This is a genomic window from Streptomyces sp. NPDC058534 (assembly GCF_042717365.1).
Classification (GTDB): domain Bacteria; phylum Actinomycetota; class Actinomycetes; order Streptomycetales; family Streptomycetaceae; genus Streptomyces.
This window is the reverse complement of the sequence record NZ_JBHXNW010000023.1, coordinates 74,228-97,128: the sequence shown is the minus strand read 5'-3', so window position 1 is coordinate 97,128 and position 22,901 is coordinate 74,228. Positions and strand designations below refer to the sequence as shown.

General features: G+C 72.2%; 24 protein-coding genes and 2 pseudogenes. 14 read left to right on the top strand and 12 right to left on the bottom strand.

Annotated elements, in window-relative coordinates; all coding sequences use genetic code 11:
• The first annotated feature begins 116 nt into the window (after positions 1 to 116).
• Positions 117 to 1,505: a nucleobase:cation symporter-2 family protein gene (locus ACFWR9_RS16920; protein ID WP_383842137.1), complete on the top strand. Its 1,389-nt coding sequence runs from the start codon at positions 117 to 119 to the stop codon at positions 1,503 to 1,505.
• A gap of 58 nt (positions 1,506 to 1,563) precedes the next feature.
• Here ACFWR9_RS16920 and ACFWR9_RS16915 read toward each other — a convergent pair whose 3' ends face one another.
• A complete protein-coding gene (locus ACFWR9_RS16915) occupies positions 1,564 to 3,003 on the bottom strand; it encodes an MFS transporter (RefSeq protein ID WP_383842132.1) in 1,440 nt (479 codons plus the stop codon).
• A gap of 98 nt (positions 3,004 to 3,101) precedes the next feature.
• Here ACFWR9_RS16915 and ACFWR9_RS16910 point away from each other — a divergent pair, with 98 nt between their 5' ends.
• Positions 3,102 to 3,503 (top strand): winged helix-turn-helix transcriptional regulator, encoded by a 402-nt coding sequence (locus ACFWR9_RS16910; protein WP_383842129.1) that lies wholly within the window; start codon positions 3,102 to 3,104, stop codon positions 3,501 to 3,503.
• Positions 3,504 to 3,518: 15 nt separating this feature from the next.
• Here the strand turns inward: ACFWR9_RS16910 and ACFWR9_RS16905 are convergent, their stop codons facing one another.
• The 3 genes from ACFWR9_RS16905 to ACFWR9_RS16895 all read right to left on the bottom strand — a co-directional run bounded on the left by ACFWR9_RS16905 (position 3,519) and on the right by ACFWR9_RS16895 (position 5,349).
• Entirely contained in the window at positions 3,519 to 3,941 is a 423-nt protein-coding gene (locus ACFWR9_RS16905) for an acyl-CoA thioesterase (protein WP_383842127.1), read from the bottom strand.
• A 97-nt stretch (positions 3,942 to 4,038) separates the two neighbouring features.
• Positions 4,039 to 4,698 (bottom strand): hypothetical protein, encoded by a 660-nt coding sequence (locus ACFWR9_RS16900; protein WP_383842124.1) that lies wholly within the window; start codon positions 4,696 to 4,698, stop codon positions 4,039 to 4,041.
• Positions 4,699 to 4,749: 51 nt separating this feature from the next.
• Positions 4,750 to 5,349, bottom strand: a complete 600-nt coding sequence (locus ACFWR9_RS16895) for a histidine phosphatase family protein (protein ID WP_383842121.1) — start codon at positions 5,347 to 5,349, stop codon at positions 4,750 to 4,752.
• A gap of 133 nt (positions 5,350 to 5,482) precedes the next feature.
• Between ACFWR9_RS16895 and ACFWR9_RS16890 the strand changes: the two genes are divergently transcribed.
• From ACFWR9_RS16890 to ACFWR9_RS16880, 3 genes and pseudogenes are all read left to right on the top strand, one after another.
• On the top strand, positions 5,483 to 5,848 hold the full coding sequence (locus ACFWR9_RS16890) for a matrixin family metalloprotease (RefSeq protein ID WP_383842118.1): 366 nt from the start codon (positions 5,483 to 5,485) through the stop codon (positions 5,846 to 5,848).
• An 11-nt stretch (positions 5,849 to 5,859) separates the two neighbouring features.
• Positions 5,860 to 6,249, top strand: coding sequence for a DUF6281 family protein (locus ACFWR9_RS16885; protein ID WP_383842115.1), 390 nt, complete (start codon positions 5,860 to 5,862; stop codon positions 6,247 to 6,249).
• A 371-nt stretch (positions 6,250 to 6,620) separates the two neighbouring features.
• Positions 6,621 to 6,731, top strand: a pseudogene (locus tag ACFWR9_RS16880) (ATP-binding protein); the annotation flags it as partial.
• On the opposite strand, the gene ACFWR9_RS16875 reads toward ACFWR9_RS16880, so the two are convergent.
• Complete coding sequence (locus ACFWR9_RS16875) at positions 6,712 to 7,920, bottom strand: pyridoxal phosphate-dependent aminotransferase (protein WP_383842112.1); 1,209 nt, start codon at positions 7,918 to 7,920, stop codon at positions 6,712 to 6,714. The pseudogene ACFWR9_RS16880 and the gene ACFWR9_RS16875 sit on opposite strands and share 20 nt — an antisense overlap.
• A gap of 87 nt (positions 7,921 to 8,007) precedes the next feature.
• Between ACFWR9_RS16875 and ACFWR9_RS16870 the strand changes: the two genes are divergently transcribed.
• Entirely contained in the window at positions 8,008 to 8,652 is a 645-nt protein-coding gene (locus ACFWR9_RS16870) for a winged helix-turn-helix transcriptional regulator (RefSeq protein WP_383842109.1), read from the top strand.
• Positions 8,653 to 8,752: 100 nt separating this feature from the next.
• Here the strand turns inward: ACFWR9_RS16870 and ACFWR9_RS16865 are convergent, their stop codons facing one another.
• A complete protein-coding gene (locus tag ACFWR9_RS16865) occupies positions 8,753 to 8,917 on the bottom strand; it encodes a hypothetical protein (RefSeq protein ID WP_383842106.1) in 165 nt (54 codons plus the stop codon).
• 36 nt (positions 8,918 to 8,953) lie between these two features.
• The gene (locus ACFWR9_RS16860; RefSeq protein WP_383842104.1) at positions 8,954 to 10,480 is read right to left on the bottom strand and encodes an IucA/IucC family protein; all 1,527 of its coding nucleotides are present in this window, start codon (positions 10,478 to 10,480) and stop codon (positions 8,954 to 8,956) included.
• Positions 10,481 to 10,582: 102 nt separating this feature from the next.
• Here ACFWR9_RS16860 and ACFWR9_RS16855 point away from each other — a divergent pair, with 102 nt between their 5' ends.
• Together ACFWR9_RS16855 and ACFWR9_RS16850 are read left to right on the top strand one after the other, a co-directional pair.
• Positions 10,583 to 12,130: an IucA/IucC family protein gene (locus ACFWR9_RS16855; RefSeq protein WP_383842101.1), complete on the top strand. Its 1,548-nt coding sequence runs from the start codon at positions 10,583 to 10,585 to the stop codon at positions 12,128 to 12,130.
• A 62-nt stretch (positions 12,131 to 12,192) separates the two neighbouring features.
• The gene (locus tag ACFWR9_RS16850; RefSeq protein ID WP_383842098.1) at positions 12,193 to 12,807 is read left to right on the top strand and encodes a TOPRIM nucleotidyl transferase/hydrolase domain-containing protein; all 615 of its coding nucleotides are present in this window, start codon (positions 12,193 to 12,195) and stop codon (positions 12,805 to 12,807) included.
• A gap of 31 nt (positions 12,808 to 12,838) precedes the next feature.
• Here the strand turns inward: ACFWR9_RS16850 and ACFWR9_RS16845 are convergent, their stop codons facing one another.
• Positions 12,839 to 13,264 (bottom strand): DUF6003 family protein, encoded by a 426-nt coding sequence (locus tag ACFWR9_RS16845; protein ID WP_383842095.1) that lies wholly within the window; start codon positions 13,262 to 13,264, stop codon positions 12,839 to 12,841.
• Positions 13,265 to 13,417: 153 nt separating this feature from the next.
• Between ACFWR9_RS16845 and ACFWR9_RS16840 the strand changes: the two genes are divergently transcribed.
• Positions 13,418 to 14,332 carry a HipA family kinase gene (locus ACFWR9_RS16840; RefSeq protein WP_383842092.1) on the top strand — a complete coding sequence of 305 codons (915 nt, stop codon included), beginning with the start codon at positions 13,418 to 13,420 and terminating at the stop codon, positions 14,330 to 14,332.
• A 63-nt stretch (positions 14,333 to 14,395) separates the two neighbouring features.
• Here the strand turns inward: ACFWR9_RS16840 and aceB are convergent, their stop codons facing one another.
• Together aceB and ACFWR9_RS16830 are read right to left on the bottom strand one after the other, a co-directional pair.
• On the bottom strand, positions 14,396 to 16,018 hold the full coding sequence (aceB, locus tag ACFWR9_RS16835; protein WP_383842089.1) for a malate synthase A: 1,623 nt from the start codon (positions 16,016 to 16,018) through the stop codon (positions 14,396 to 14,398).
• 183 nt (positions 16,019 to 16,201) lie between these two features.
• Positions 16,202 to 16,801 (bottom strand): NTP transferase domain-containing protein, encoded by a 600-nt coding sequence (locus ACFWR9_RS16830; protein WP_383842086.1) that lies wholly within the window; start codon positions 16,799 to 16,801, stop codon positions 16,202 to 16,204.
• Between the two features lie 142 nt (positions 16,802 to 16,943).
• On the opposite strand from ACFWR9_RS16830, the gene ACFWR9_RS16825 reads away from it, so the two are divergent.
• Positions 16,944 to 17,261: a DUF5955 family protein gene (locus ACFWR9_RS16825; RefSeq protein WP_383842083.1), complete on the top strand. Its 318-nt coding sequence runs from the start codon at positions 16,944 to 16,946 to the stop codon at positions 17,259 to 17,261.
• Between the two features lie 18 nt (positions 17,262 to 17,279).
• Here ACFWR9_RS16825 and allR read toward each other — a convergent pair whose 3' ends face one another.
• Positions 17,280 to 18,083, bottom strand: coding sequence for an allantoin degradation transcriptional regulator AllR (gene allR, locus ACFWR9_RS16820; RefSeq protein ID WP_383842080.1), 804 nt, complete (start codon positions 18,081 to 18,083; stop codon positions 17,280 to 17,282).
• Between the two features lie 238 nt (positions 18,084 to 18,321).
• Here allR and allB point away from each other — a divergent pair, with 238 nt between their 5' ends.
• Positions 18,322 to 19,659: an allantoinase AllB gene (allB, locus tag ACFWR9_RS16815; RefSeq protein WP_383842077.1), complete on the top strand. Its 1,338-nt coding sequence runs from the start codon at positions 18,322 to 18,324 to the stop codon at positions 19,657 to 19,659.
• 62 nt (positions 19,660 to 19,721) lie between these two features.
• Positions 19,722 to 20,852, top strand: coding sequence for an allantoicase (gene alc / locus ACFWR9_RS16810; protein WP_383842074.1), 1,131 nt, complete (start codon positions 19,722 to 19,724; stop codon positions 20,850 to 20,852).
• 142 nt (positions 20,853 to 20,994) lie between these two features.
• On the opposite strand, the gene ACFWR9_RS16805 is transcribed toward alc, so the two are convergent.
• Positions 20,995 to 21,783 carry an SDR family oxidoreductase gene (locus ACFWR9_RS16805; protein ID WP_383842071.1) on the bottom strand — a complete coding sequence of 263 codons (789 nt, stop codon included), beginning with the start codon at positions 21,781 to 21,783 and terminating at the stop codon, positions 20,995 to 20,997.
• A 177-nt stretch (positions 21,784 to 21,960) separates the two neighbouring features.
• On the opposite strand from ACFWR9_RS16805, the gene ACFWR9_RS16800 reads away from it, so the two are divergent.
• Positions 21,961 to 22,356, top strand: coding sequence for a ribonuclease domain-containing protein (locus ACFWR9_RS16800; RefSeq protein WP_383842068.1), 396 nt, complete (start codon positions 21,961 to 21,963; stop codon positions 22,354 to 22,356).
• A gap of 114 nt (positions 22,357 to 22,470) precedes the next feature.
• Positions 22,471 to 22,884 (top strand): annotated as a pseudogene (locus tag ACFWR9_RS16795) (DNA-binding response regulator); the annotation flags it as partial.
• Positions 22,885 to 22,901 lie beyond the last annotated feature (17 nt).

Below are 22,901 nucleotides of genomic sequence, written 5' to 3'. Positions count from 1 at the left end.
AGCGGTCACCGTTTCCCCAGACGGTCCGTCACGGTCCCGCACGACCGTTACCACCAGCACCACCTCCATGACACCCGCGTCAGAGCCGACGTGTAACCGACCGGAGGGACGCCGCCGTGGCCGACCACCCTGTTGACGAGAAACTCCCGCCCCTGAAGATGGCGACGACCGGCCTGCAACACGTGGCCGCGATGTACGCCGGAGTAGTCGCACCACCCCTGATAGTCGGCGCGGCCATCGGGCTGTCCGCCACCGAACTCACCTTCCTCACCGGCGCCTGCCTGTTCACCGCGGGCCTCGCCACCTTCCTGCAGACCCTGGGCATCTGGAAGATCGGAGCCCGGCTGCCGTTCGTCAACGGCGTCACCTTCGCGGGTGTCGCCCCCATGACCGCCGTCGTCGCCTCCACCGACGACAAGTCCGACGCCCTGCCGATCATCTTCGGCGCGGTCATCGTCGCCGGACTCCTCGGCTTCGTCGCCGCGCCCTTCTTCAGCAAGGCGATCCGCTTCTTCCCGCCGGTCGTCACCGGCACCGTCATCACCCTCATAGGCATATCCCTGCTGCCCGTGGCCTTCGGCTGGGCGCAGGGAGCCAGCCCCGACGCGGACGACTTCGGCTCGGCCACCAACCTCGGCCTGGCCGCGATCACCCTCGTCATCGTCCTCCTGCTGCGCCGCTTCACCCGCGGCTTCGTCAAACAGGTCGCCGTACTGCTCGGCCTGGTCGCGGGCACGCTCATCGCGATCCCGTTCGGCGTCACGGACTTCGGCCCGGTCGCGGACGCGGACGTCATCGGGTTCCCGACGCCGTTCCACTTCGGTGCCCCGCAGTTCCAGATCGCCGCGATCATCTCCATGTGCGTGGTGATGGTGGTCTCGATGACCGAGTCCACCGCCGACATGCTCGCCCTCGGCGAGATCGTGGACCGCCCGGCCGACGAGAAGACCATCGCGGCCGGCCTGCGCGCCGACACCCTCGGCTCGGCGATCAGCCCGGTCTTCAACGGCTTCATGTGCAGCGCCTTCGCGCAGAACATCGGCCTGGTCGCGATGACGAAGATCCGCAGCCGCTACGTCGTCGCCGTGGGCGGCGGGTTCCTCGTGCTGATGGGCCTGTGCCCGATGGCCGCCTCGCTGATCGCCGTCGTCCCCCGGCCCGTGCTCGGCGGGGCCGGCGTGGTGCTCTTCGGCTCCGTCGCGGCCAGCGGCATCCAGACCCTGGTCCGGGCGAGCCTCGACAAGGACAACAACGTCCTGATCGTGGCGGTCTCGCTGGCCGTCGGCATCATCCCGATCGCGGCCCCGGAGTTCTACCACTCGTTCCCGGAGAACGCGAAGATCATCCTGGACTCGGGCATCTCGACGGGCTGTCTGGCCGCCGTCGTACTCAACCTGCTCTTCAACCACATCGGCGGCCGGAAGCGGGAGGCGGAGGACGTGACCCACCCGATGGAGGCGGGAGAGGAGATCACGGAGGCATCCCGGGCCACGGCCACGCCCTGACCCCGGCCACCTGACGCGCCGGGCCGGCGTCTCTCCCCGAGGGACGCCGGCCCCGCCGTCAACGGGCACGCCGGCCCGTGCCCTCCCGCAGCACCGCCGCCGCCAGCACCAGCGCCCCCACCGAGACCGCCACCGCCACCCGGAACGCCAGCTGGTACCCCTCGGCCGTGGCCGCCACCGTTCCGACACCCCGGCCGAGCAGCGCATCGGTCCGCGCGGCCGCCAGCGTCGACAGCACCGCGAGCCCCAGCGAACCGCCCACCACCTGCGTGGTGTTGAACAGCCCGGACGCCAGCCCCGCGTCCTCCTCCCGCGCCCAGGTCATCGCCAGCCCCGTCAGCGCGGGCATCGCCGCGGCGAACCCGACGGCGAGCAGCAGCATCGGCGGCAGTACGTCGGTGAGGTACGCGCCGTCGACCGGAGCCCTGCTCAGCAGCGCCAGCCCGGCCACGATCAGGGCCAGCCCGGCGAGCAGCACGCGGTACGCCCCGAACCGGCCGACCGCACGGGCCGACCACCCCAGCATCAGCACCCCGATCGCCACCGGCGCGGGGAGGAACGCGGTACCGGTCGCCAACTCGCCGTACCCCAGCACCCTTTGCAGATACAGGGCGCCGATGAACTGGAAGCCGTACATCGTCGCGACCATCAGCACCTGCACGGCGTTCGCGCCGGTCAGCAGCCTGGAGCGGAACAGCCGCAGCCGGAGCAGCGGGCGGGCGGCCAGGGCCTGCCGGACGCCGAAGGCGGCGAACAGCGCGAGGGCGAGCCCGGCCAGGAGGACCGTGGCGGACGTGCCGTGCGCACCGGCGCCGGTGATCGTGTACACCGTCAGCATCAACGCGCCGGTGACCAGCGCCGCACCCGGGTAGTCGGCACCCCGGCCCGAGTCGGCCGCGTCGTCCGGGGCGAGGACCCGTACCGCCGCCAGCCAGGCGACGACGCCGATCGGCAGGTTGATCAGAAAGATCCAGTGCCAGTTCAGCGCCTCGGTCAGGGCCCCGCCGAGAAAGGTGCCGAGCGCGCCGCCCGCCGCGCCGACCGCGCTGAACACGGCGATCGCCCGGGCGCGTTCCGAGGGTTCGGGGAAGAGCGCGACCACCATGCCGAGCACCACGGCCATGGTCATCGCACCGCCGACGCCTTGGAGGGCACGCGCGGCGATGAGCATCCCCTGGCCGGTGGCCACCCCGCACAGCACGGACGCCACGGTGAACAGCGCCAGCCCCATGGTGAACATCCGTCTGCGGCCCACCAGGTCGCCGAGCCGGCCCGCCAGCAGCAGGAGACCCCCGAACGGGATGAGGTAGGCGTTGACCACCCAGGCCAGCCCCGGGCCGCTGAAGCCGAGGTCGGCCTGGATGGCGGGCATGGCGACGGTGACGATGTTGCCGTCCAGAATGGTCATCAGGGCGCCCGCGCACAGGACGACGAGCGACCACCAGCGCGAGTGCGTGCTGCTTCGTGGTGGCGCCGGGGACTCGATCGTGGTCGTCATGGCGACGTGGCCTCCGCTCTCCGCATGCCTCTTGGTGCACGACTTGTAACGGAGGCCATCGTGGGTAACCCTGGAGGCCGGCGTAAGGAGGAAGTTCGATGTCCCAGAGGAACACCGGTGTTACCTCCCAGGTCGTGAACGCGCACGCGTGCCCGGTCCGCGAGGTTCTTGACAGGGTCGCGGGAAAATGGAGCGTCCAGATCCTGGTGGCGGCGGCACACGGCCCGATCCGCTTCACGGAACTGGAGCGCGGCATCGAGGGCATCAGCCGCCGCATGCTGACCCTGACCCTGCGCAACCTGGAGCGCGACGGCCTCGTCACCCGCATCGTCCACCCCACGGTGCCGCCGAAGGTGGAGTACGAGCTGACGCCCGTGGCGCGCGAACTGCACGAGTCGCTGCTGCAGCTCACGGACTGGGCCGAGCGCAACCGGCTGTACATCGCCGAGGCCCGCGCGTCCTACGACACCGAGCGCCGCCCGGACCTGCTGGACGCCTGACGCCGCGCCGGATCCCTAGAGCCCGAACAGCGTGGGGTCCGCGGCCAGTTCCTTGAACCGCTCTCGCGGATCGGCCACCAGTCTGCGCGCCCGCAGGTCCATGAGACCGCCTACGCCCTCCACTTCGGCGGCCACGGTGCCGTCCGGCTTGCGGATGACCTGGTGGATGCGGAAGGTCTTGCCCTCGCCCCACTCGAACGCGCAGGTCACCTCGACCTCGTCCCCGGCGAGCAGTTCACGCTGGAAGCGGATGGTCGTCTCCAGGGCGACCGGACCCACACCGCGGGCGACCAGATCGGTCTGCCGGATGCCGGCCGCGCTGAGTAGCGACCAGCGGGCGTGCTCGGCGTAGTTCAGATACACGGCCTGGTTGAGATGGCCCTGCGTGTCGGTCTCGTATCCGCGGACCGTCACGGGTACGGAAAACGGCTCACTCACCGCTGCTGCCTCTCCTCTTGTACTTGTACGTACTGACTCGTGGACGTACTGGCTCGTGGACGTACTGACCGGTCGATCCTGGCACGGCGCGGGAGCGTCATACCTTCCGCGGGGAGGCCAGCAGGTAACGGGCCCGGGTGCGCGGCTCGGTGTGCTCCCCGACCTGCCACCCCGCCCGCTCCAGCGTCTGCGCGCAGGCCCGCCGCGCGGTGCCGTCCGGCTCGTGGACGGCGACGGCCTCCGGCTGCGGGGTCGCGCGCACCCGGTACCCGTCCTCCCCCTCCGGTCCCGCCGGACGGTGCCCGGCCGCCTCCAGCGCGAGGGCGGCGGCCCGCACGAGGTGGGTCCGCTCCCACGCGCAGGGCAGTTCCGAACTCCCGTCGGGGCGCGTCATCCGGCGCAGTTCGAGCAGTCCCTGCCAGGCGCCGCGCACCTCCCGCAGCCGGGCGGGTCCCGTACTCTCCGGCACGTCCTCCTCCCCGCCCACCCGCGCGGCGAACACGCCCCCACCGGCAGCGCCGTCGTCGGCGGCCGGAGCGGGCTCCGGTCTTCCCGGCGGGTCCGGCTCGGCGTCCGCGTCCCGTATCCGGTGCCCGGCCGGGGTCAGGAAGTGGTCGTGCGGCGGCCGCGGGTGCCGGAAGGCGAGCCCCCGCTTCACCAGCGCCGCCAGCTGCGTCTCCGACCCCCGCAGGCGCCCGGTGGCGGGATCGGCGGCGTCGATGACACGCCGCTGCGCGGCGGTGGGCGACAGTGCCACGGCGTCCTCCCTTCCCCTCACCGGTGACGCCTTCGGTGACGCTCTCGAAGACTACGACGGGGGTCTGACATTCCACGCGGCGATCACCGGCCGCGCGTGCTCCGTGCCCAGCCGGCACAGCGTGCCGGTGCCCAGCTGGAACAGCGCCCCGTGGGAGGGCGGCAGCCCCAGGTGCCGTGCGGTCAGCACCCGCAGGAAATGCCCGTGCGCGACCAGCACCACGCACCCCTCGGTGTTGGCGAACGCAGCCTCCACCCGGGCCAGCACCCGGTCCGCCCGCTCCCCGACCTGCTCCGGGGACTCACCGGGATGCTCCGGCGGCCCGGGCGCGACCCCGTCGCTGAACAGGAACCAGTCCGGCCGCGACCGGTGGATCTCGACCGTCGTGACCCCCTCGTACCCGCCGTAGTCCCACTCGTGCAGATCCGGGTCGACCCGCACCTCGTGCAGTCCGATCAGCTCCGCCGTCTCCCGGGCCCGCTGGAAGGGGCTGACGAAGGCGGCCCCGATCCGGTGCGAGCGGATCAGCGGCACCAGACTCCGCGCCTGCTCCCGCCCGTGCTCGGTCAGCGGCACGTCCGTCAGCCCGGTGTGCCGGCCCGACCGCGACCACTCGGTCTCACCGTGCCGGACCAGAAAAAGATCACCCATGCCACCCAGGCTACGGTCCGCCTCCCGGTTCGCCCCGGAACTCCGGCTGACAGCCGCACCATCCAGGCCGTCGTTGTGGGAGTGTGCCAGGGCTGGGAAGGGCCATTCCCCGGAACGTGCGCCCATCCGCGGCTTGCGCTACGGCGCCACCGATCGGGACGAGCGGAGCACCTGGGACGCAGGCGACCTCAAGGGCACCCACGTCGCCGTGGCCTGTTCATGGACCTGGGCGTATCCCGGCATAAAAAACGACCTTCGCGAGGCCGACGTCCGTTTCAACACCCGCGATCACGATTTCACGAACAAGCCGACCAGCAAATGCTCGAACCTTTACGACATCCGCTCCGTCGGTACTCATGAGGCCGGACACGTCTTTGGGCTGGGGCACGTTGGTTCGGGACACGAGAACCTCACCATGTACACCCACTCGTTCACTTGCACGACGAAGGCCAGGACGCTCGGGAAGGGTGACGTCCTCGCCCTTCGCGGCATCTACTGAGGAGGCCGCTCATGAGCTGGGCCAAGCGATCTGCGAGCGCACTGCTGATGGCAGTGGTGGCGGCGCCAGCTGCCGCCTGCACGTCGGAGGACAACAGCGCGGATGACACAGCGTCGTGCGTCTATCAGGTGACCTACGACGGGCGCACCTACCGGGATGTCGCCAACGTGGAGTTCACGGTCGGAGCCAAACTCGGTGCAGCGACCAAACCGCCCTGCGACGACACCGGCCAGGACGAGGGCGAGGAGCCCGCCACGACGGAGACCGCCTACGCCGTGGACGGCATCTCACCGAAGGCCGCCATCGCCGTCGGGGACACACCCGACAACGTACACTTCGTCGCCGTCTACTCTGGCAACGAACTGCCGTCCGAAGTGAAGAAGCTGATCGCCGGCCCATGAGGACCAAAGCGGGACGTGAGGTCTGCGAGCTCGCGAAGCTCGTTGGGGTATTTACGAGGTGCTGCCATGGTGCTGGTGGTTCTCCTTGGCCAGGACGGTAACCCTGGCATCAGGGACTCCATGAATCGGGTCTTCGAACTTGGTGGGGGAATGAAGTTCCCCCCGCGAACTGGACAGCGGGTGTTTACGCTGCCGGGACGAGGTTCTGCCTGAGCAAGGATCTCGTTTCGAGCGGGGTCACGTAACCGTAGTCGGGGTGCCGACGGAGCAGTTCGAGCATGCGAGGCGAGGCGAGAGTTCATCCAGAGCAGCGGTCCTTCTACGAGATCTGACCAGGCGTGACTTTCCATACTGTCCTGGTCCATGTTGAGGTCGAGGCGCTGGCCACCCACTGGGGAACGATGTGCGGCGACCCGTACACCAAGACCGTATGGTGCGAGGTTGCCCTCGCCGAGGCGGCCGCTACTGCCGGTACCCGCTGAGGAACCGGCCGATCCGCCCGATGGCCGCCTCCAGGTCCTCCGCGTGGGGCAGCGTAAGGATGCGGAAGTGGTCGGGGCGCGGCCAGTTGAAGCCCGTGCCCTGGACGACCTGGATCTTCTCGCGCAGGAGCAGGTCGAGCACGAAGCGCTCGTCGTCGTGGATCGCGTGCACCTTCGGATCGATGCGCGGGAACGCGTACAGCGCGCCCTTGGGCTTCACGCAGGAGACGCCCGGGATCTCGTTCAGTTTCTCCCAGGCCACGTCCCGCTGTTCGTGCAGCCGCCCGCCCGGGGCCGTCAGCTCGCGGATCGACTGGCGGCCGCCGAGCGCGGCCTGGATGGCGTACTGCGCGGGCGCGTTGGCGCACAGGCGCATGGAGGCCAGCATGGTCAGGCCCTCCAGGTAGTCCTTCGCGTGCTGCCGGGGGCCCGTGACGACCAGCCAGCCGGAGCGGAAGCCCGCCACCCGGTACGTCTTGGAGAGCCCGCAGAAGGTGAGGACGACCAGGTCGGGGGCGAGGGCGGCGGCCGAGTGGTGCACGGCGTCGTCGTAGAGGATCTGGTCGTAGATCTCGTCGGCGAAGACCATCAGGCCGTGCCGCCGGGCGAGGTCGAGGATGCCCTCGACGATCTCCTTGGGATAGACCGCGCCGGTGGGGTTGTTGGGGTTGATGATGACGACCGCCTTGGTGCGGTCGGTGATCTTCGACTCCATGTCGGCCAGGTCCGGGTACCACTCCGCCTGCTCGTCGCAGAGGTAGTGCACCGCCTTGCCGCCCGCCAGGGTGGTCACCGCCGTCCAGAGGGGGAAGTCCGGGGCGGGGATCAGGACTTCGTCGCCGTCCTCCAGCAGCGCCTGTACGGCCATGGAGACCAGCTCCGAGACGCCGTTGCCGAGGAAGACGTCGTCCACGTCCACCTCCAGGCCCAGGGTCTGGTAGCGCTGGGCCACGGCACGGCGGGCGGAGAGGACGCCGCGCGAGTCCGTGTATCCGTGCGCCCGCGGCAGCATGCGGATCATGTCCTGGAGGATCTCCTCGGGCGCCTCGAAGCCGAAGAGGGCCGGGTTGCCGGTGTTGAGGCGCAGCACGCTGTGCCCCGCCTCCTCCAACGCGTCGGCGTGCTCGATGACCGGGCCGCGGATCTCGTAGCAGACCTCGCTGAGCTTGTTCGACTGCCGGAACTCCATGCGCCGCTTCCCCTCCGGTATCTGGTGTTGCTTGGTTTTACCAAGTAGGACCTTGGAAAGTCCAACGACTTGTCTACACTGCGTCGCATGTCACCTCGCCGAAGCTACGACCAGTACTGTTCCGCCGCCCGCGCGCTCGACGCCGTCGGCGACCGCTGGACCCTGCTGATCGTCCGGGAGCTGCTCGCCGGGCCGCGGCGCTACACCGACCTGCACGCCGACCTGCCCGGCGTCAGCACCGACGTGCTCGCCTCACGGCTGAAGGACATGGAGCGCGAGGGGCTGACGACCCGGCGCAGGCTGCCGCCGCCCGGAGCGGCGTACGTCTACGAACTCACCGCGCGGGGGAGCGAGTTGCTGCCGGTGCTGGAGGCGCTCGGTGCGTGGGGCGCGGGCGAGCTGGGGGAGCGGCGGCCCACGGACGCCCTGCGGGCGCACTGGTTCGCCCTGCCCCTGCTGCGCGCTCTCAGGGAGGCCGGGGCGGCGGAGGGGCTGGTCGAGGTCCGGCTGGAGGAGGGCGACTTCCACCTGCACGCCGGTGTGCGGGGCGACGACGGCCCCGTGTACGGCGACGGGCCGGCGCCCGGCGAACCCGACGCCCGGCTGGTGCTGGACGCCGGGACGTGCGCGGCGCTGAGCCGCGGGGAGACCGGGCTGCGGGACGCGGTGCGGGAGGGCCGGGTCGAGGTCACCGGCGACGGCACGGCGGCCAAGGCGCTGCGGGCGGTGTGACACGGCAGGAGCCCCCCCGGGCGCGGGGCGGACCGTGCTGCGCGAGGGGTGGGACGGCAGGAAACCCGCCCCTGCGCGGGGCGGGTTTCCTGAGAGGGCGTCAGGCCGTCGGCGGCACCCGGGGCGGACGGCCCGACCCGCGGGTCAGCGTGTAGCCGCCGATGTCCGCGAGCGCGGCCGGCACGGCGCCGGTGCCGGTCCACACCCAGCGGGCCGACCACCAGCCCGACGACCAGCCCTCCTCCGGCTCGCTCGCGCAGAGCACGGCGGCCCAAAACGAGACCGCGACGACGCCCCGACTTCACCCCGCGTGCAGCGGATTGGGCAGCTCCGTCCACAGATCCCCCGCGTTCCCCGGCGAAGTGCGCATCAGCGTCAGCGACTTCACCGGCAGCGGCTCCTCGCACAGGGCCAGGACGTCGGGGGTGCGCGGCAGTTCGCGTACGGCCTCCTCCAGCGCCTTGCCCAGCACCGCACCGGAACCCGCTGTCGCCGCCAGCGCGCCGCCCACCAGCGAACCGAACAACTTGCGCCGCAGCGCCACCGGATCGTCGGTGAGCATCCGCGCGGGCAGGTGCGGGACGCCGATGCCGTGCCGGGTCAGGCGGGCCGGGCCGACGCGGATGTCGGCCAGGTCGCGGTAGACCAGGCGCACCGGCTCGCCCGACGGGGAGAGCACCACGAGGAGGTTCTGCCCGTGTGCCTCCAGGGCCACGCCCAGCTCCAGCAGGCGCAGCCCCACGCCGAGCGCGAGACGTGCGAACGCCGCCTGCCACACGGGCGACCCGGGCAGCCCGGTGCCCGCCAGCGCGGCCACCGGGACCACGTGCTCGCCGGGGGCCGCGTACGCCCGGGGCGACTCGCGCAGTACGGCGGCCAGGTCGGGGGAGCCGGCGGCCACCGCGCCCAGGGTGCCGGTGACGTGCAGCAGCCCGTCCAGGCGCTCCGCCAGGGCCTGCCCGAAGCGGGACACGTCCGCCGACGCGCCGACCGAGGCGACCGAGATGTCCCGCACCGAGGACGTCAGGCGGGCGCTCAGCGCGGTCTTGACGTGTGGTCCACCGGGCACGGCCAGCGTCCGCAGGGACATCAGCGGGTGCGCGGCGATCCCTTCCTCGCAGGACCGCTTGAGCACGTGCGCCGCCTGCCACGGATGCACCGGGACCAGCACCGCCGGCCCGTCCCGCAGCTCCCGCGGCCACGACCCCGTCACCAGGCACCCGGCCGCCGGGACCGGCACCAGGCCCAGCTCCACCACCGACCCGTGCTCGGGCCCGTACGCGAGCTGCTCCGCCACCGAGAAGCCCGGCCGCGAGCGGCAGCCGGGGTGGTAGGGGTGCCCGTCGACCACGCGACGTTCCCAGCCCCAGTCGGTGTCCGGCCACTCGTCCGGGTGATTCTCCGGCGCCGGCCCGCCCACCGCGAGCGGCTGCCCGGCGCGCGACAGCGCCAACGAGGCGACGCTGTGCCCGAGTTCGGCGGCGAACGCGGCGGAGTGCGGTACGGCGAGGTCGGTCATCAGCCGCTCCGGATCGTCGTACGCGGCCTCGTCGAGGTGTACGACCGGGGCGTACGCGTCCGTGCGGTACGGGTCGGCCGCCGGACCGGCCAGCCGCCGCCCGTCCCCGAGGCGCAGCACGAGTCCGTCCCCGGCGGCCTCCCGGCCCGCGATCCAGGGCAGCGGCTCATGGGCGAACGCACGCCACAGCCGGGACAGCACGGCCGCGCGGGCACCGGGACGCTCGGCGGCGAACCGGTCGGCCAGAGCGGGGCGGACGGCCGCCAGCTCGTCGGCGACCTCGGCCTCTGTGCTGCTGGGACGGTGCACGGGCGGGCTCCTCGGGTACGGGTACGACGGCAGGCGGGGGGACGACTACAGACATACTGATCGTCTCCGTCCTCTCCGCCATGGACAGACCGTAGGGAACGAGTGGAACGCGTGGATCTCCTGCCCCCGCCCACCGGCGCCGACGCCGCCAGGGACGCCGCCTCCCCGGGAGGCATCGCCGAACGCGCCGACGCCTGCGCGGCCGTACCGCTGCTGAACTGCCTGCTGCGCGAGGTGGCCCGGCCGCTGCCCGACGCCGGCGGGCGGCCGGTGTACCGGCTGCCCGGCGGCAGACTGCTGCGGGTCCGCGCGGGCCGGCGCCCCGCCGAACCGGAGCTGCGCGCGGCGGGCCGCTGGCACCCCGTCGGCCACGCCGAGCTGGTGAGACTCGTCGCGGAGGAGCTGCGCCGGCACACCGGCCTGGCCAACCACGAACTGCCCACCGAGATGACCGACAGCCGGGACGCGGTGGCCGCGCTGCTGACGGCACGCGCGCGTGCCACCCCGCCGGAGGACCCCTACCTCCGCTCCGAGCAGTCCCTCCTCACCGGCCACACCCACCACCCCGCCCCCAAGGCGCGCGGCGGCGGCCCGCACACCGGCTGGCTGCCGTACGCGCCCGAGGCGCACGCCCGGTTTCCGCTGGTGCTGCTCGGCGTGCGCGAGGACACGGTCGTCGACGAGGGCGACACCGCCGCCCTGGACGCCCTCGGCCAGGCCCCGCCCGGCTACCGGCTGCTGCCGGCCCACCCCTGGCAGCTGGACCTGGCGGCGACCGCCCTCGCCCCCGCCTTCGCCGACGGCCGGCTCGTCCGGCTGGGCACCACCGGCTTCTTCACCTGGCCGACGGCGGCGATCCGCACGGTGTACGCGCCCGAGTACCTGCCGGGGCAGGACATCTTCCTGAAGTTCAGCCTCGACGTGCGCATCACCAACGACATCCGGCGCCTGTGGCGGCACGACCTGCTCAGGCTGCGCCGCACCGACACAGCGGTCACCGAGGCGTTCGCCGCCGCCGGGCCCCCGGCGGCCTGGCTGGGCGACCGCGGCCACCGCACCGCGGACTTCGCCTTCGAGGAACTGGCCGTCGTCGTCCGCGACGGACTGCGCGACCGCGTCCTGCCCGGCGCGACCCCGCTGCTCGCCGCCGCGCTCGTGGAGGGCTTCCCCGGCAGCCCGCTGGCCCGCGCCACGGACCCGGCGGCCTGGTGGCGGGCGTACCTCGACGCCGTCGTCCCGCCCGTCCTGACCGCCTTCGCCGACGACGGCGTCGTCCTGGAGGCACACCTCCAGAACACCCTGGTCGCCGTGGGCGCCGACGGCACCCCGGTCCAGGCGCTGTTCCGGGACGCGGAGGGCGTCAAGCTGCTGCCGGACACCTCCCGCGCGGACGGCTGGGAACGACTGGTGTACTGCCTGGTCGTCAACCACCTCTGGGAGATCGCCGCCGCCCTGGCCGAACACCACCCCGGCCTCGACCCCTGGCCCCCAGTCCGCCACGCCCTCTCCCGCCACACGCTCCCCGAAATCCCCGCCCTGCTCACCGCCCCCACCCTCCCCGCCAAGACCAACCTCCTCCTGCGCTGGACGGGCGCCGACGGCGCGGACGCCCGCTACCTCCCGCTGCCCAACCCCCTGCGGCAGGCGTGAGAGGACCTGGGCCACCGCGATAATCCGTGCGATCGCGGGCCCCGGAGGTGCACACTCGCTGCATGGCGGACATCGAGGCGTTCCGGGACGAGGTCACCCGCTGGGCGGCCGGCGGGACCGGCGACACGGCGGGTGAGCTGGCCCAGCGGCTCGGGCTGCGCACGGCGGTGCTGCTGGAGGGGCCCAGCGACCTCGCCGCCGTCGAGGCGCTGGCCGCGCGGCAGGGCCGGGACCTGGTCGCCGAAGGGGTGGCCGTGGTGGCGATGGGCGGGGCGATGAGCGTCGGCCGCTACGCCGGTCTGCTCGGCCCGCCCGGTCTCGGCCTGGATCTGAAGGGCCTGTGCGACGTGGGCGAGGTCCGGTTCTACGAACGGGGCTGGCAGCGGGCCGGATCACCGCGAGACTTCTTCGTCTGCGAGGCGGATCTGGAGGACGAACTGCTCCGCGCGGTCGGCCCGGCCCGGGCCGAGGAGATCATCCGGTCCGAGGGCGAGCTGCGCCCCTGGCAGACCTTCCTGGGCCAGCCCGCACAGCACGGCCGTTCCCGGCACCAGCAGCTGCGGCGCTTCCTCTCCACGAAGAAGGGCCGCAAGATCCGCTACGGCCGCCTCCTGGTCGAGGCCCTCGACCCCGCCCGGACACCGGCTCCACTCGACGGACTCTTCGCGAGCCTGTGACCGGGCAGGTCCTCGCCGGGCGGGCGCCGCGTCAGAACTGGGTCAGCCGACCCACGTCCACGGGATCGAGCCCGGTGAGCTGGGCGATGCGGGGCGCGGGGATCCCGGCCGCGTGAGCACGGTGCACGAGCGTCTCCCAGTCCTGGGTGACCTCGCGGAAACCGAGGAGTTCCCTTTCCAGGTCGGTGATGGACGCCGGGGTGCACTCCTGTTCCACCCGTACGGTCTCGTCCGTGGTCAGCGGCACGGGCAGGCGCTCGGCGTCCTCCGGGATGAGGACGTCCTTGGCCGCCGGAAGAATCCTGACCTGCTCGGAACCCGGCGCCGTACCGTGCGCGGAGAGCCAGCCGCGGACGGCCGGCGTCTCCAGACACTCCAGCGGACCGACCGCGGCCAGCGGCGCCGCGAGACGCGGATGACGCTCCGGCAGCAGGAACAGATACGCGTCATCGGCCATCGCTCAACTTCGCCTTTCCCGACACGGTTGTGAGCCACTGATATTAGTGCCGCCCGGGGAGACCGGGCGCCGTGAGCCGGGACGTGCCCCTAGTACCCTGACCTCCGGTCGTCGAGCATTCCGGAGGCCGATGAGATGGGTGGGCAGGGAAAAGTGCTGAGAGAGGTCGCCGCGACTCGTTATGTCGCGCCCCTGCACGAGGGCGGCTCGGTGCCGGGGCTCGTCGAGGCCGACGACCTGGGCACTTATGTTCTGAAGTTCACCGGCTCCGCGCAGGGCCGCAAGGCGCTGGTCGCCGAGGTGATCGTCGGTGAACTGGCCCGGGAGCTGGGGCTCCGGGTGCCCGAACTGGTCCTCGCGCACTTCGACCCGGCGATCGCCGAAGACCAGCCGCACCAGGAGGTGCGCGACCTGCTCGACGCCAGCGCCGGACTCAACCTCGGCATGGACTACCTGTCGGGCGGCGCCGACCTCACGCCCGAGCTGTCCAGGACGTTCCCCGTGGACGCGCGGGAGGCCGGACGCGTCGTCTGGCTGGACGCCCTCACCGTCAACGTCGACCGAACGGTGCACAGCTCCAACCTGATGGTCTGGCCCACCCTCGGCATCGCACCCCCGAGCCTGTGGCTGATCGACCACGGCGCCGCGCTCGTCTTCCACCACCGCTGGGACACCTCCGCCCCGGAGAAGGCGTACGACTTCCGCCACCACGCCCTCGGCCACCACACGCCCGACGTCCGGGCCGCCGACGCCGAACTCGCCCCGAAGGTGACCGAGGAACTGCTGCGCGACGTGGTGGGCCGGGTGCCGGACACCTGGCTGACCCCCGAGGCGGGCTTCGGCACACCGGACGAGGTGCGCGCCGCCTACGTCGGCTACCTGCACGCGCGCGCACGGGCGTCCGGGCAGTGGCTGCCCACCGACTTCCCGGACCGCGACCAACTGGCCGCCGAGAACGCCGCCCGCGCCGCCCGGACCGAGCGGGGGCGCCCGGACTGGCTCAAGCGCGTCCCCGACCTGCACGGCAAGCCGTCCGCCGAACGGGACTGGTCCGCCCACCTGGACTGAGACGCGACCGCGCCCCCGGTGCTGTGCGGTACCGGGGGCGCGGGTCTCTCAAGATGCCGGGCGTCAGCCCTTGAGCTGCTCGTACGCCGGAAGCGTCAGGAAGTCGGCGTAGTCCTCGTCGAGCGACACCGTCAGGAGCAGGTCGTGGGCCTGCTGCCAGTTGCCGGCCGCGAAGGTCTCGTCGCCGATCTCCGCGCGGATGTTCGCCAGTTCCTCGGCGGCGACCTTGCGGGCCAGCTCGGCGGTGACCTGCTCGCCGTTGTCGAGGACGACCTCCGCGTTGATCCACTGCCAGATCTGCGAGCGGGAGATCTCGGCGGTGGCCGCGTCCTCCATCAGGTTGAAGATGGCGACCGCGCCGAGACCGCGCAGCCAGGCCTCGATGTAACGGATGCCGACCTGCACGGCGTTGACCAGGCCCGCGTACGTCGGCTTGGCCTCCAGGGAGTCGATCGCGATCAGGTCTGCCGCCTTGACGTCGACGTCCTCGCGCAGCCGGTCCTTCTGGTTGGGCCGGTCGCCGAGGACCTTGTCGAAGGACTCCATGGCGATCGGGACCAGGTCGGGGTGGGCCACCCAGGAGCCGTCGAAGCCGTCGCCGGCCTCGCGGTCCTTGTCGGCGCGGACCTTCTCGAAGGCCACCTTGTTGACCTCGGCGTCCCGGCGGGACGGGATGAACGCCGCCATGCCGCCGATCGCGTGCGCGCCGCGCTTGTGGCAGGTGCGGACGAGGAGTTCGGTGTACGCCCGCATGAACGGGGCGGTCATCGTCACCGCGTTGCGGTCCGGCAGGACGAACCGGGCGCCGCCGTCGCGGAAGTTCTTGACGATGGAGAACAGGTAGTCCCAGCGGCCGGCGTTCAACCCCGAGGCGTGGTCGCGCAGTTCGTAGAGGATCTCCTCCATCTCGTACGCGGCCGTGATCGTCTCGATCAGGACGGTGGCGCGGACGGTGCCCTGCGGGATGCCGACGTAGTCCTGCGCGAAGACGAAGACCTCGTTCCAGAGGCGGGCCTCCAGGTGGGACTCCGTCTTCGGGAGGTAGAAGTACGGGCCCTTGCCGAGGTCCAGCAGGCGCTGGGCGTTGTGGAAGAAGTACAGGCCGAAGTCGACCAGCGCGCCCGGCACCGGACGGCCGTCGACCTTGAGGTGGCGCTCGTCGAGGTGCCAGCCGCGCGGGCGCATGACGACGGTCGCCAGCTCCGCGTCCGGGCGCAGGGCGTACGACTTGCCGGTGCGCTCGTCGGTGAAGTCGATGGCGCGGTGGTAGGCGGCGGTGAGGTTGAGCTGGCCACCGACGACGTTCTCCCAGGTCGGCGCGGAGGCGTCCTCGAAGTCCGCGAGCCAGACCTTCGCGCCCGAGTTGAGCGCGTTGATGGTCATCTTGCGGTCGGTCGGGCCGGTGATCTCGACCCGGCGGTCCTGCAGCGCGGCCGGGGCCGGGGCCACCTTCCAGGAGTCGTCCGCGCGGATGGCGGCGGTCTCCGGGAGGAAGTCGAGCGTGGAGGTGCGGGCGATCCCGGCGCGGCGCTCCGCTCGGCGGGCGAGGAGCTCGTCACGCCGGGGCGTGAACCGCCGGTGCAGCTCGGCCACGAAGGCGAGCGCCGCATCGGTGAGGACCTCCTCCTGCCGGGGCAGGGGCTCGGCGTCGACGATGGCCAGCGGGGACGGCGCTGGTGCGGACATGAGCTGTCACTTCCTTCAGCGGTGGCACCGGGTGCCAGAGGGCGCGTATGGGGCATTACGCACTCGCTGTGCGGTCGAGTGCTTCTGGTCAGTGGATAGTAGTTTCCTCATCGTGGAACTTCAAGATTTGTTGACGTCGAGATTCTCTGAGTCGAGGGAAGGTGGCGCTCAGTGCCACGCCCTTCACTCAAGGTGGACCAGGTCGGCCTCGGTGTCGATGTCGTACGGCTGCGCCACGTCTCCGCACTCCACGAGCGCGATCTCGGCCGCGTGTTCCCTCAGATAGGCGCGTGCCCCCCGGTCCCCGGTGGCAGTCGCCGCCACCCCCGCCCAGTGGGCGGCGCCGAGCAGAACCGGGTGTCCGCGCACCCCCGCGTACGCCGCCGACACGAGCGAGGTCTCGTCCCGGTATCCGGCGCGCACCCGGGCCATCGCCTCCGCCCCGATGCCGGGCTGGTCCACCAGGGAGACCAGTGCCGCCCGCGCCCCCGTCCCGGTGAGCGAGTCGAGCCCGGTCCGCAGCGAGGACCCCATGCCCTGTTCCCAGTCGGGGTTGTCCACGAGTACGCACTCGTCGAGTGCCGCCCGGGCGCGTACGTCCTCGGCGCGCGCCCCGAGGACGACGTGCACGCGGGCGCAGCCGGCCGCGCGCAGCACGGCGACCGCGTGTTCGACGAGTGGGTGTCCACGGTGTTCGAGCAGGGCCTTGGGGCGTCCGCCGAGCCGCCGGCCGCCCCCGGCGGCCAGCAGCAGCCCCGCTACCTGGTCTTCGTTGTCCGTCATGGGTCCTGCATACCTGACGGCCCGCCAAACGTCCGGGCGTGCACGGGGTTGCCGAAGGCTGAATTTCGGTTCGCGTGGTGGCGCGTGCCGTACGGGGTGGCGTTTACTGGCCCGCGCACGACGGGGTGCGAGGGGGAGGGCTGTGTTGCGGAGCTTGGGGCAGAGGCAAGTGACCGTCGGCGACGAGGATGTGAGGGTGGCGGAACTGCGGGCCGCGGTGTCCCGGTTGCGCCGCCAACTCGCCCTGCTGCCCGCCGACTTCCCGGACCGGGCGATCGCCGAGGACGAGTTGGCCGACCTTGCCGCGATGGCGGGGCACGGGGTCCCCGAGGCGCCGCGGCTGCGCCGCTCCCTGCTGCTGATAGCGGGCGCGATCGGCTCCGTCAGCGCCCTGTCGCCGGGGCTGACGGAGCTCCGGCACGCCGTGGAAACCTTCGGGGACCCGCCGCCGCGCGGCTAGTTCCGGTCGGACTCGGCTTCAGGCGGCCGGGTTGCCGTTCGAGGCCAGCAGTGCCTCCGACAGTTCCGCCGCCACCTGCTGGAGCAGCGGCACGATCCGGTCGGTCGCGGCCTCGGTGACGCGGCCCGCCGGGCCGGAGATCGAGATGGCCGCCGCGGTGGGGGAGTCGGGCACGGAGACGGCCAGGCAGCGGACGCCGATCTCCTGCTCGTTGTCGTCGATCGCGTATCCCTGGTGGCGCACGTCCGCCAGCGCCGCGATGAACCCGTCCGGCGTGGTGATCGTCTTGTCGGTCGCGGCCGGCATGCCCGTGCGGCCCAGCAGGGCGCGCACCTCCTCCGCCGGGAAGTCCGCGAGCAGCGCCTTGCCGACGCCGGTGGAGTGCGGCAGGACGCGTCGGCCGACCTCGGTGAACATGCGCATCGAGTGCTTGGACGGCACCTGGGCGACGTACACGATCTCGTCGCCGTCGAGCAGTGCCATGTTCGCCGTCTCGCCGGTCTCCTCGACCAGGCGGGCCAGGTGCGGGCGGGCCCAGGTGCCGAGCAGCCGGGAGGCGGACTCGCCGAGGCGGATCAGGCGCGGGCCGAGCGCGTACCGGCGGTTGGGCTGCTGACGGACGTATCCGCAGGCCACGAGGGTGCGCATCAGGCGGTGGATGGTCGGCAGCGGCAGGCCGCTGCTGGCCGACAGCTCGCTCAGGCCGACCTCGCCGCCCGCGTCCGCCATCCGTTCGAGCAGGTCGAAGGCGCGCTCCAGGGACTGGACGCCACCTGTGGCGGACCTGGCGGAGTCGGTGGTGCTGGCGCTGGACGTCGGCACGGCACGTTCCTTTCGGGGCTGGCGGGAGGAAAGAAGCGTACCCGGCGGCCGGTTGACTACCGGCTTGTACGTAGCTACGTTCTGCTTGCTGGAATTCTAATTCCGCTTTGTGGAAACGTCCAGGGCGAGGTTGCTGGGCATGCCCCCACAAAGGGTGCCTCTTGACGGGGTCCGGCGGGGAGTGAAGACTCCTTCAACAGAACGTTGAAACACATGCTCAGGGAAGAGAGGGGTTCGGGTGTCGCAGGCTGAACTCGTACTGCGCTCGACGCGCGTCGTCACTCCCGAGGGGACGTGCGCGGCGTCGGTCGCGGTGGCCGGAGGGAGGATCACGGCCGTCCTCCCGTACGACGCCCCCGTGCCGGAGGGCGCCCGGCTGGAGGACGTCGGCGACCACGTCGTCCTGCCCGGCCTGATCGACACCCACGTGCACGTGAACGACCCGGGGCGCACCGAGTGGGAGGGCTTCTGGACCGCCACCCGCGCGGCCGCGGCCGGCGGCATCACCACCCTCGTGGACATGCCGCTGAACTCCATCCCGCCGACCACGACGGTCGGCCACCTGCGCACCAAGCGCGAGGTCGCCGCCGCCAAGGCCCACATCGACGTCGGCTTCTGGGGCGGCGCCCTGCCCGACAACGTCAAGGACCTGCGCCCGCTGCACGAGGCAGGGGTCTTCGGCTTCAAGGCGTTCCTGTCGCCGTCCGGGGTCGACGAGTTCCCGCACCTCGACCAGGAGCAGCTCGCCCGGTCGCTGGCGGAGATCGCCGCCTTCGACGGCCTGCTCATCGTGCACGCCGAGGACCCGCACCACCTGGCCGCGGCCCCGCAGCAGGGCGGTCCGAAGTACAGCCACTTCCTCGCCAGCCGCCCGCGCGACGCCGAGGACACCGCGATCGCGGCCCTCCTCGCGCAGGCCAAGCGGTTCAACGCCCGCGTGCACATCCTCCACCTCTCCTCCAGCGACGCCCTGCCGCTGATCGCCGAGGCCCGCGCCGACGGCGTGCAGGTGACGGTCGAGACCTGCCCGCACTACCTCACCCTCACCGCCGAGGAAGTGCCGGACGGCGCCAGCGAGTTCAAGTGCTGCCCGCCGATCCGCGAGGCCGCCAACCAGGACCTGCTGTGGCAGGCCCTCGCGGACGGCACGATCGACTGCGTGGTCACCGACCACTCGCCGTCCACCGCCGACCTCAAGACCGATGACTTCGCCACCGCCTGGGGCGGCATCGCCGGCCTCCAGCTCAGCCTGCCGGCGATGTGGACCAAGGCCCGCGAGCGCGGTCTCGGCCTGGAGGACGTCGTCCGCTGGATGTCGGCGCACACGGCACGCCAGGTGGGTCTCGACGGGCGCAAGGGCGCCATCGCGGCCGGCCACGACGCCGACTTCGCCGTCCTCGCCCCCGACGAGACGTTCACCGTCGACCCGGCCGCCCTCCAGCACCGCAACCGCGTCACCGCGTACGCGGGCAAGACCCTGTACGGCGTCGTGAAGTCCACCTGGCTGCGCGGAGAGCGCATCCTGGCGGACGGCGCGTTCACCGACCCGAAGGGACAGCTCCTCACCCGGACCTGAGACGTCCGGACCCCCTGAACCCAGATCATCCCGAACGATCCCGAGAGGAACACCTGATCACCGTGACGGCCCAGCAGAACTCCCAGTTGGCCAGCTTCACCGGCGACGCGAACCCCTACGGAGGCGGTGACCCGTACGCGGACTACCGCACGGCCGACCTCCCGTTCACCCATCTCGCGAACCTCGCCGACCGGCGACTGGGCGCCGGCGTCGTCGCCGCCAACGACGAGTTCTTCGCCCAGCGCGAGAACCTGCTGGTGCCGGAGCCCGCCGAGTTCGACCCCGAGCACTTCGGGCACAAGGGCAAGGTCATGGACGGCTGGGAGACCCGCCGGCGCCGCGGCGCGTCCGCCGAGCACCCCTGGCCCACGGAGGGCGACCACGACTGGGCGCTGATCCGCCTCGGCGCCCCCGGCGTGATCCGCGGCATCGTCGTCGACACCGCCCACTTCCGCGGCAACTACCCGCAGGCGGTCTCCGTCGAGGGCGCCACGGTCGAGGGCTCCCCGTCGGCGGAGGAACTGCTCGCCGGGGACGTCAAGTGGACGACCCTCGTCCCGCGCACTCCCGTCGGCGGCCACGCCGCCAACGGCTTCGCGGTCTCGGCCGAGCAGCGCTTCACCCACCTGCGCCTGGGGCAGCACCCCGACGGCGGCATCGCCCGTCTGCGCGTGTACGGCGAGGTGCTTCCGGACCCGGCCTGGCTCACCGCCCTCGGCACCTTCGACGTGGTCGCCCTGGAGAACGGCGGGCAGGCCGAGGACGCCTCCAACCTCTTCTACTCGCCGGCCACCAACACCATCCAGCCGGGCCGCTCCCGCAAGATGGACGACGGCTGGGAGACCCGCCGCCGCCGCGACCAGGGCAACGACTGGATCCGCTACCGGCTGGTGGACCGTTCCCAGATCCGCGCCATCGAGATCGACACGGCGTACCTGAAGGGCAACTCGGCCGGCTGGGCCTCGGTGTCCGTGCGGGACGGCGAGAGCGGGGAATGGCGCGAGGTCCTGCCCCGCACCCGCCTCCAGCCCGACACCAACCACCGCTTCGTCCTGCCGGAGCCGGCCGTCGGTACGCACGCGCGCGTGGACATCTTCCCCGACGGCGGCATCTCCCGCCTGCGCCTGTTCGGCTCCCTCACCGAGGACGGCGCGGCCCACCTGGCCGCCCGCCACCAGGAACTGGCCGGCTGACCCCGCCCGTCACACCCACGCGCGGGGCGCCCGGCCGGACAGCACCGGCGCGCCCCGCGCGTGCGTTCTGCCGCGTTCCCGCGTTTTCCCGCGTCCGTACGCGCGGGCGCCGCCTACGCGGCGCCCGTCCGCCGGGCAGTCGCTACGCCGCGTGGCCCCCGTCCACGGCGAACTCCGCGCCCGTGACGTACGTGGCCCCGGCCAGGTGCGCAACCGTCGACGCCACCTCGTCCGCCGTGCCGAAGCGGCCCAGGGCCGTCATGGCCGCCTGCCCCTGCGCGAAGGGCCCGTCCGCCGGGTTCATGTCGGTGTCGACCGGCCCCGGGTGGACGATGTTCGCCGTGATCCCGCGCGGCCCCAACTCCCTGGCCAGCGCCTTGGTCAGGCCGATCAGCGCCGACTTGCTCATCGCGTACAGGGTGCCGCCGGGGCCGGGCACCCGCTGGGTCATGCAGCTGCCGATGGTGATGATCCGCCCGCCCTCGGTCATGCGGGACGCGGCCGCCTGGGAGGTCAGGAAGACACCCCGGACGTTCACCGCGAGCAGCCGGTCCACGTCGGCGACCGTCATGTTCTCCAGCGGGCCGAGCAGGCCCAGGCCCACGTTGTTGACCAGCACGTCCGGGCCGCCCCCGAGCGCGAGCGCCGCCCGCTCCACCGCCCCTGCCGCCTCGTCCGGATCGGCGGAGTCCGCCCGCAGGGCCACCGCCCGGCGTCCCAGCGCCTCCACGGCGCGTACGACGTCCGCGGCGGCGTCCTTGCCGTTCACATAGGTCAGGGCCACGTCGGCGCCCTCCCGCGCCAGGCGCAGCGCGGTGGCCGCACCGATCCCGCGGCTGCCGCCGGTGACGAGGGCCGTCCGGCCGAGCAGGGGTGCGGAGGGGTGGGTGAGTGAATCCGTGTTCGTGTGCGTATTCGTTTTCGTGTTCATGGGTCCATTCCAGCGAGCGGCACGCGCGCACGCTGGCGGCGATCGGACGTCGAACCGGGACGGCCCGATCGCGGCTCGTACGGGTTGTGAACTCGCCGAAAACACATATGACGTCCAGGGAAGCTCCAACCGTCTTGTCACTGACATGCCACTGTCTACGCGCGCCATCATGAATCCATGCGATTCCCCCCACACGCCGCCCGGCTCGGTGCGGCAACCGCAGTCCTGTCCGCCCTGCTCCTGGGCGGCACCGTCTCCGCGACCACGGCGGGCGCCGCCCCGGCGTCGGTCGGCGACATCTGCTACAGCGCCCTGCCCTCCCAGGCGCACGACACCCTCGACCTGATCGAGCAGGGCGGTCCCTACCCGTTCGAGCAGGACGGGACCGTCTTCCAGAACCGGGAGGGCATCCTGCCCGGTCAGTCCACCGGCTACTACCACGAGTACACGGTGATCACGCCGGGCTCCGACACGCGCGGCGCCCGGCGCATCGTCACCGGTGAGGAGAACCAGGAGGACTACTACACGGCCGACCACTACGCGTCGTTCGACCTCGTCGACCACGGCTGCTGAGACCGGCGACGACGGTCGGTGGCCGCCCGTCGGCTCTGCACCAAGCCCCAATTCCAGTCGGTGAACTCGTGCACCAGCCCCACCACGCCCTGGATCACGGCCAGCAGTCCCAGGAAACAGGTGCTGCGGGCGCTGCGCGCGGGCGCCGCCGGGTTCGTCCTCAAGGACACGCCGCCCGCGGAGATCCTCGACGCCGTGCGCAGGGTCGCGGCCGGTGACCCCGTCCTGTCGCCAGCCGTGACCCGCCGGCTGATGGACCAGGCGGCCGGTGGCGCCGGCGACACGCGCCGCACCCGCGCGCGTGCGCGCGCCGACACCCTCGACGACCGCGAGCGCGAGGTCGCCGTCGCGGTCGGCCGGGGCCTGGCCAACGCCGCCATCGCGGCGGAGCTGTTCATGAGCGTGGCCACCGTCAAGGCCCACGTCTCCCGCATCCTGGCCAAGCTGGACCTCGACAACCGCGTCCAGATCGCACTCCTGGCACACGACGCGGGGCTGCTGGAGGGGTACCAGGAGGACGGCCGCTAGAGGCGCGGGAGCGGCCG

Bases quoted from the DNA above. Each gene is read 5' to 3' on its own strand.
- ACFWR9_RS16915 (WP_383842132.1), bottom strand. From the start codon at position 3,003: ATGACGACCACGATCGAGTCCCCGGCGCCACCACGAAGCAGCACGCAC.
- ACFWR9_RS16910 (WP_383842129.1), top strand. From the start codon at position 3,102: ATGTCCCAGAGGAACACCGGTGTTACCTCCCAGGTCGTGAACGCGCAC.
- ACFWR9_RS16895 (WP_383842121.1), bottom strand. From the start codon at position 5,349: ATGGGTGATCTTTTTCTGGTCCGGCACGGTGAGACCGAGTGGTCGCGG.
- ACFWR9_RS16885 (WP_383842115.1), top strand. From the start codon at position 5,860: ATGAGCTGGGCCAAGCGATCTGCGAGCGCACTGCTGATGGCAGTGGTG.
- ACFWR9_RS16875 (WP_383842112.1), bottom strand. From the start codon at position 7,920: ATGGAGTTCCGGCAGTCGAACAAGCTCAGCGAGGTCTGCTACGAGATC.
- ACFWR9_RS16870 (WP_383842109.1), top strand. From the start codon at position 8,008: ATGTCACCTCGCCGAAGCTACGACCAGTACTGTTCCGCCGCCCGCGCG.
- ACFWR9_RS16850 (WP_383842098.1), top strand. From the start codon at position 12,193: ATGGCGGACATCGAGGCGTTCCGGGACGAGGTCACCCGCTGGGCGGCC.
- ACFWR9_RS16845 (WP_383842095.1), bottom strand. From the start codon at position 13,264: ATGGCCGATGACGCGTATCTGTTCCTGCTGCCGGAGCGTCATCCGCGT.
- aceB (WP_383842089.1), bottom strand. From the start codon at position 16,018: ATGTCCGCACCAGCGCCGTCCCCGCTGGCCATCGTCGACGCCGAGCCC.
- ACFWR9_RS16830 (WP_383842086.1), bottom strand. From the start codon at position 16,801: ATGACGGACAACGAAGACCAGGTAGCGGGGCTGCTGCTGGCCGCCGGG.
- ACFWR9_RS16805 (WP_383842071.1), bottom strand. From the start codon at position 21,783: ATGAACACGAAAACGAATACGCACACGAACACGGATTCACTCACCCAC.
- ACFWR9_RS16800 (WP_383842068.1), top strand. From the start codon at position 21,961: ATGCGATTCCCCCCACACGCCGCCCGGCTCGGTGCGGCAACCGCAGTC.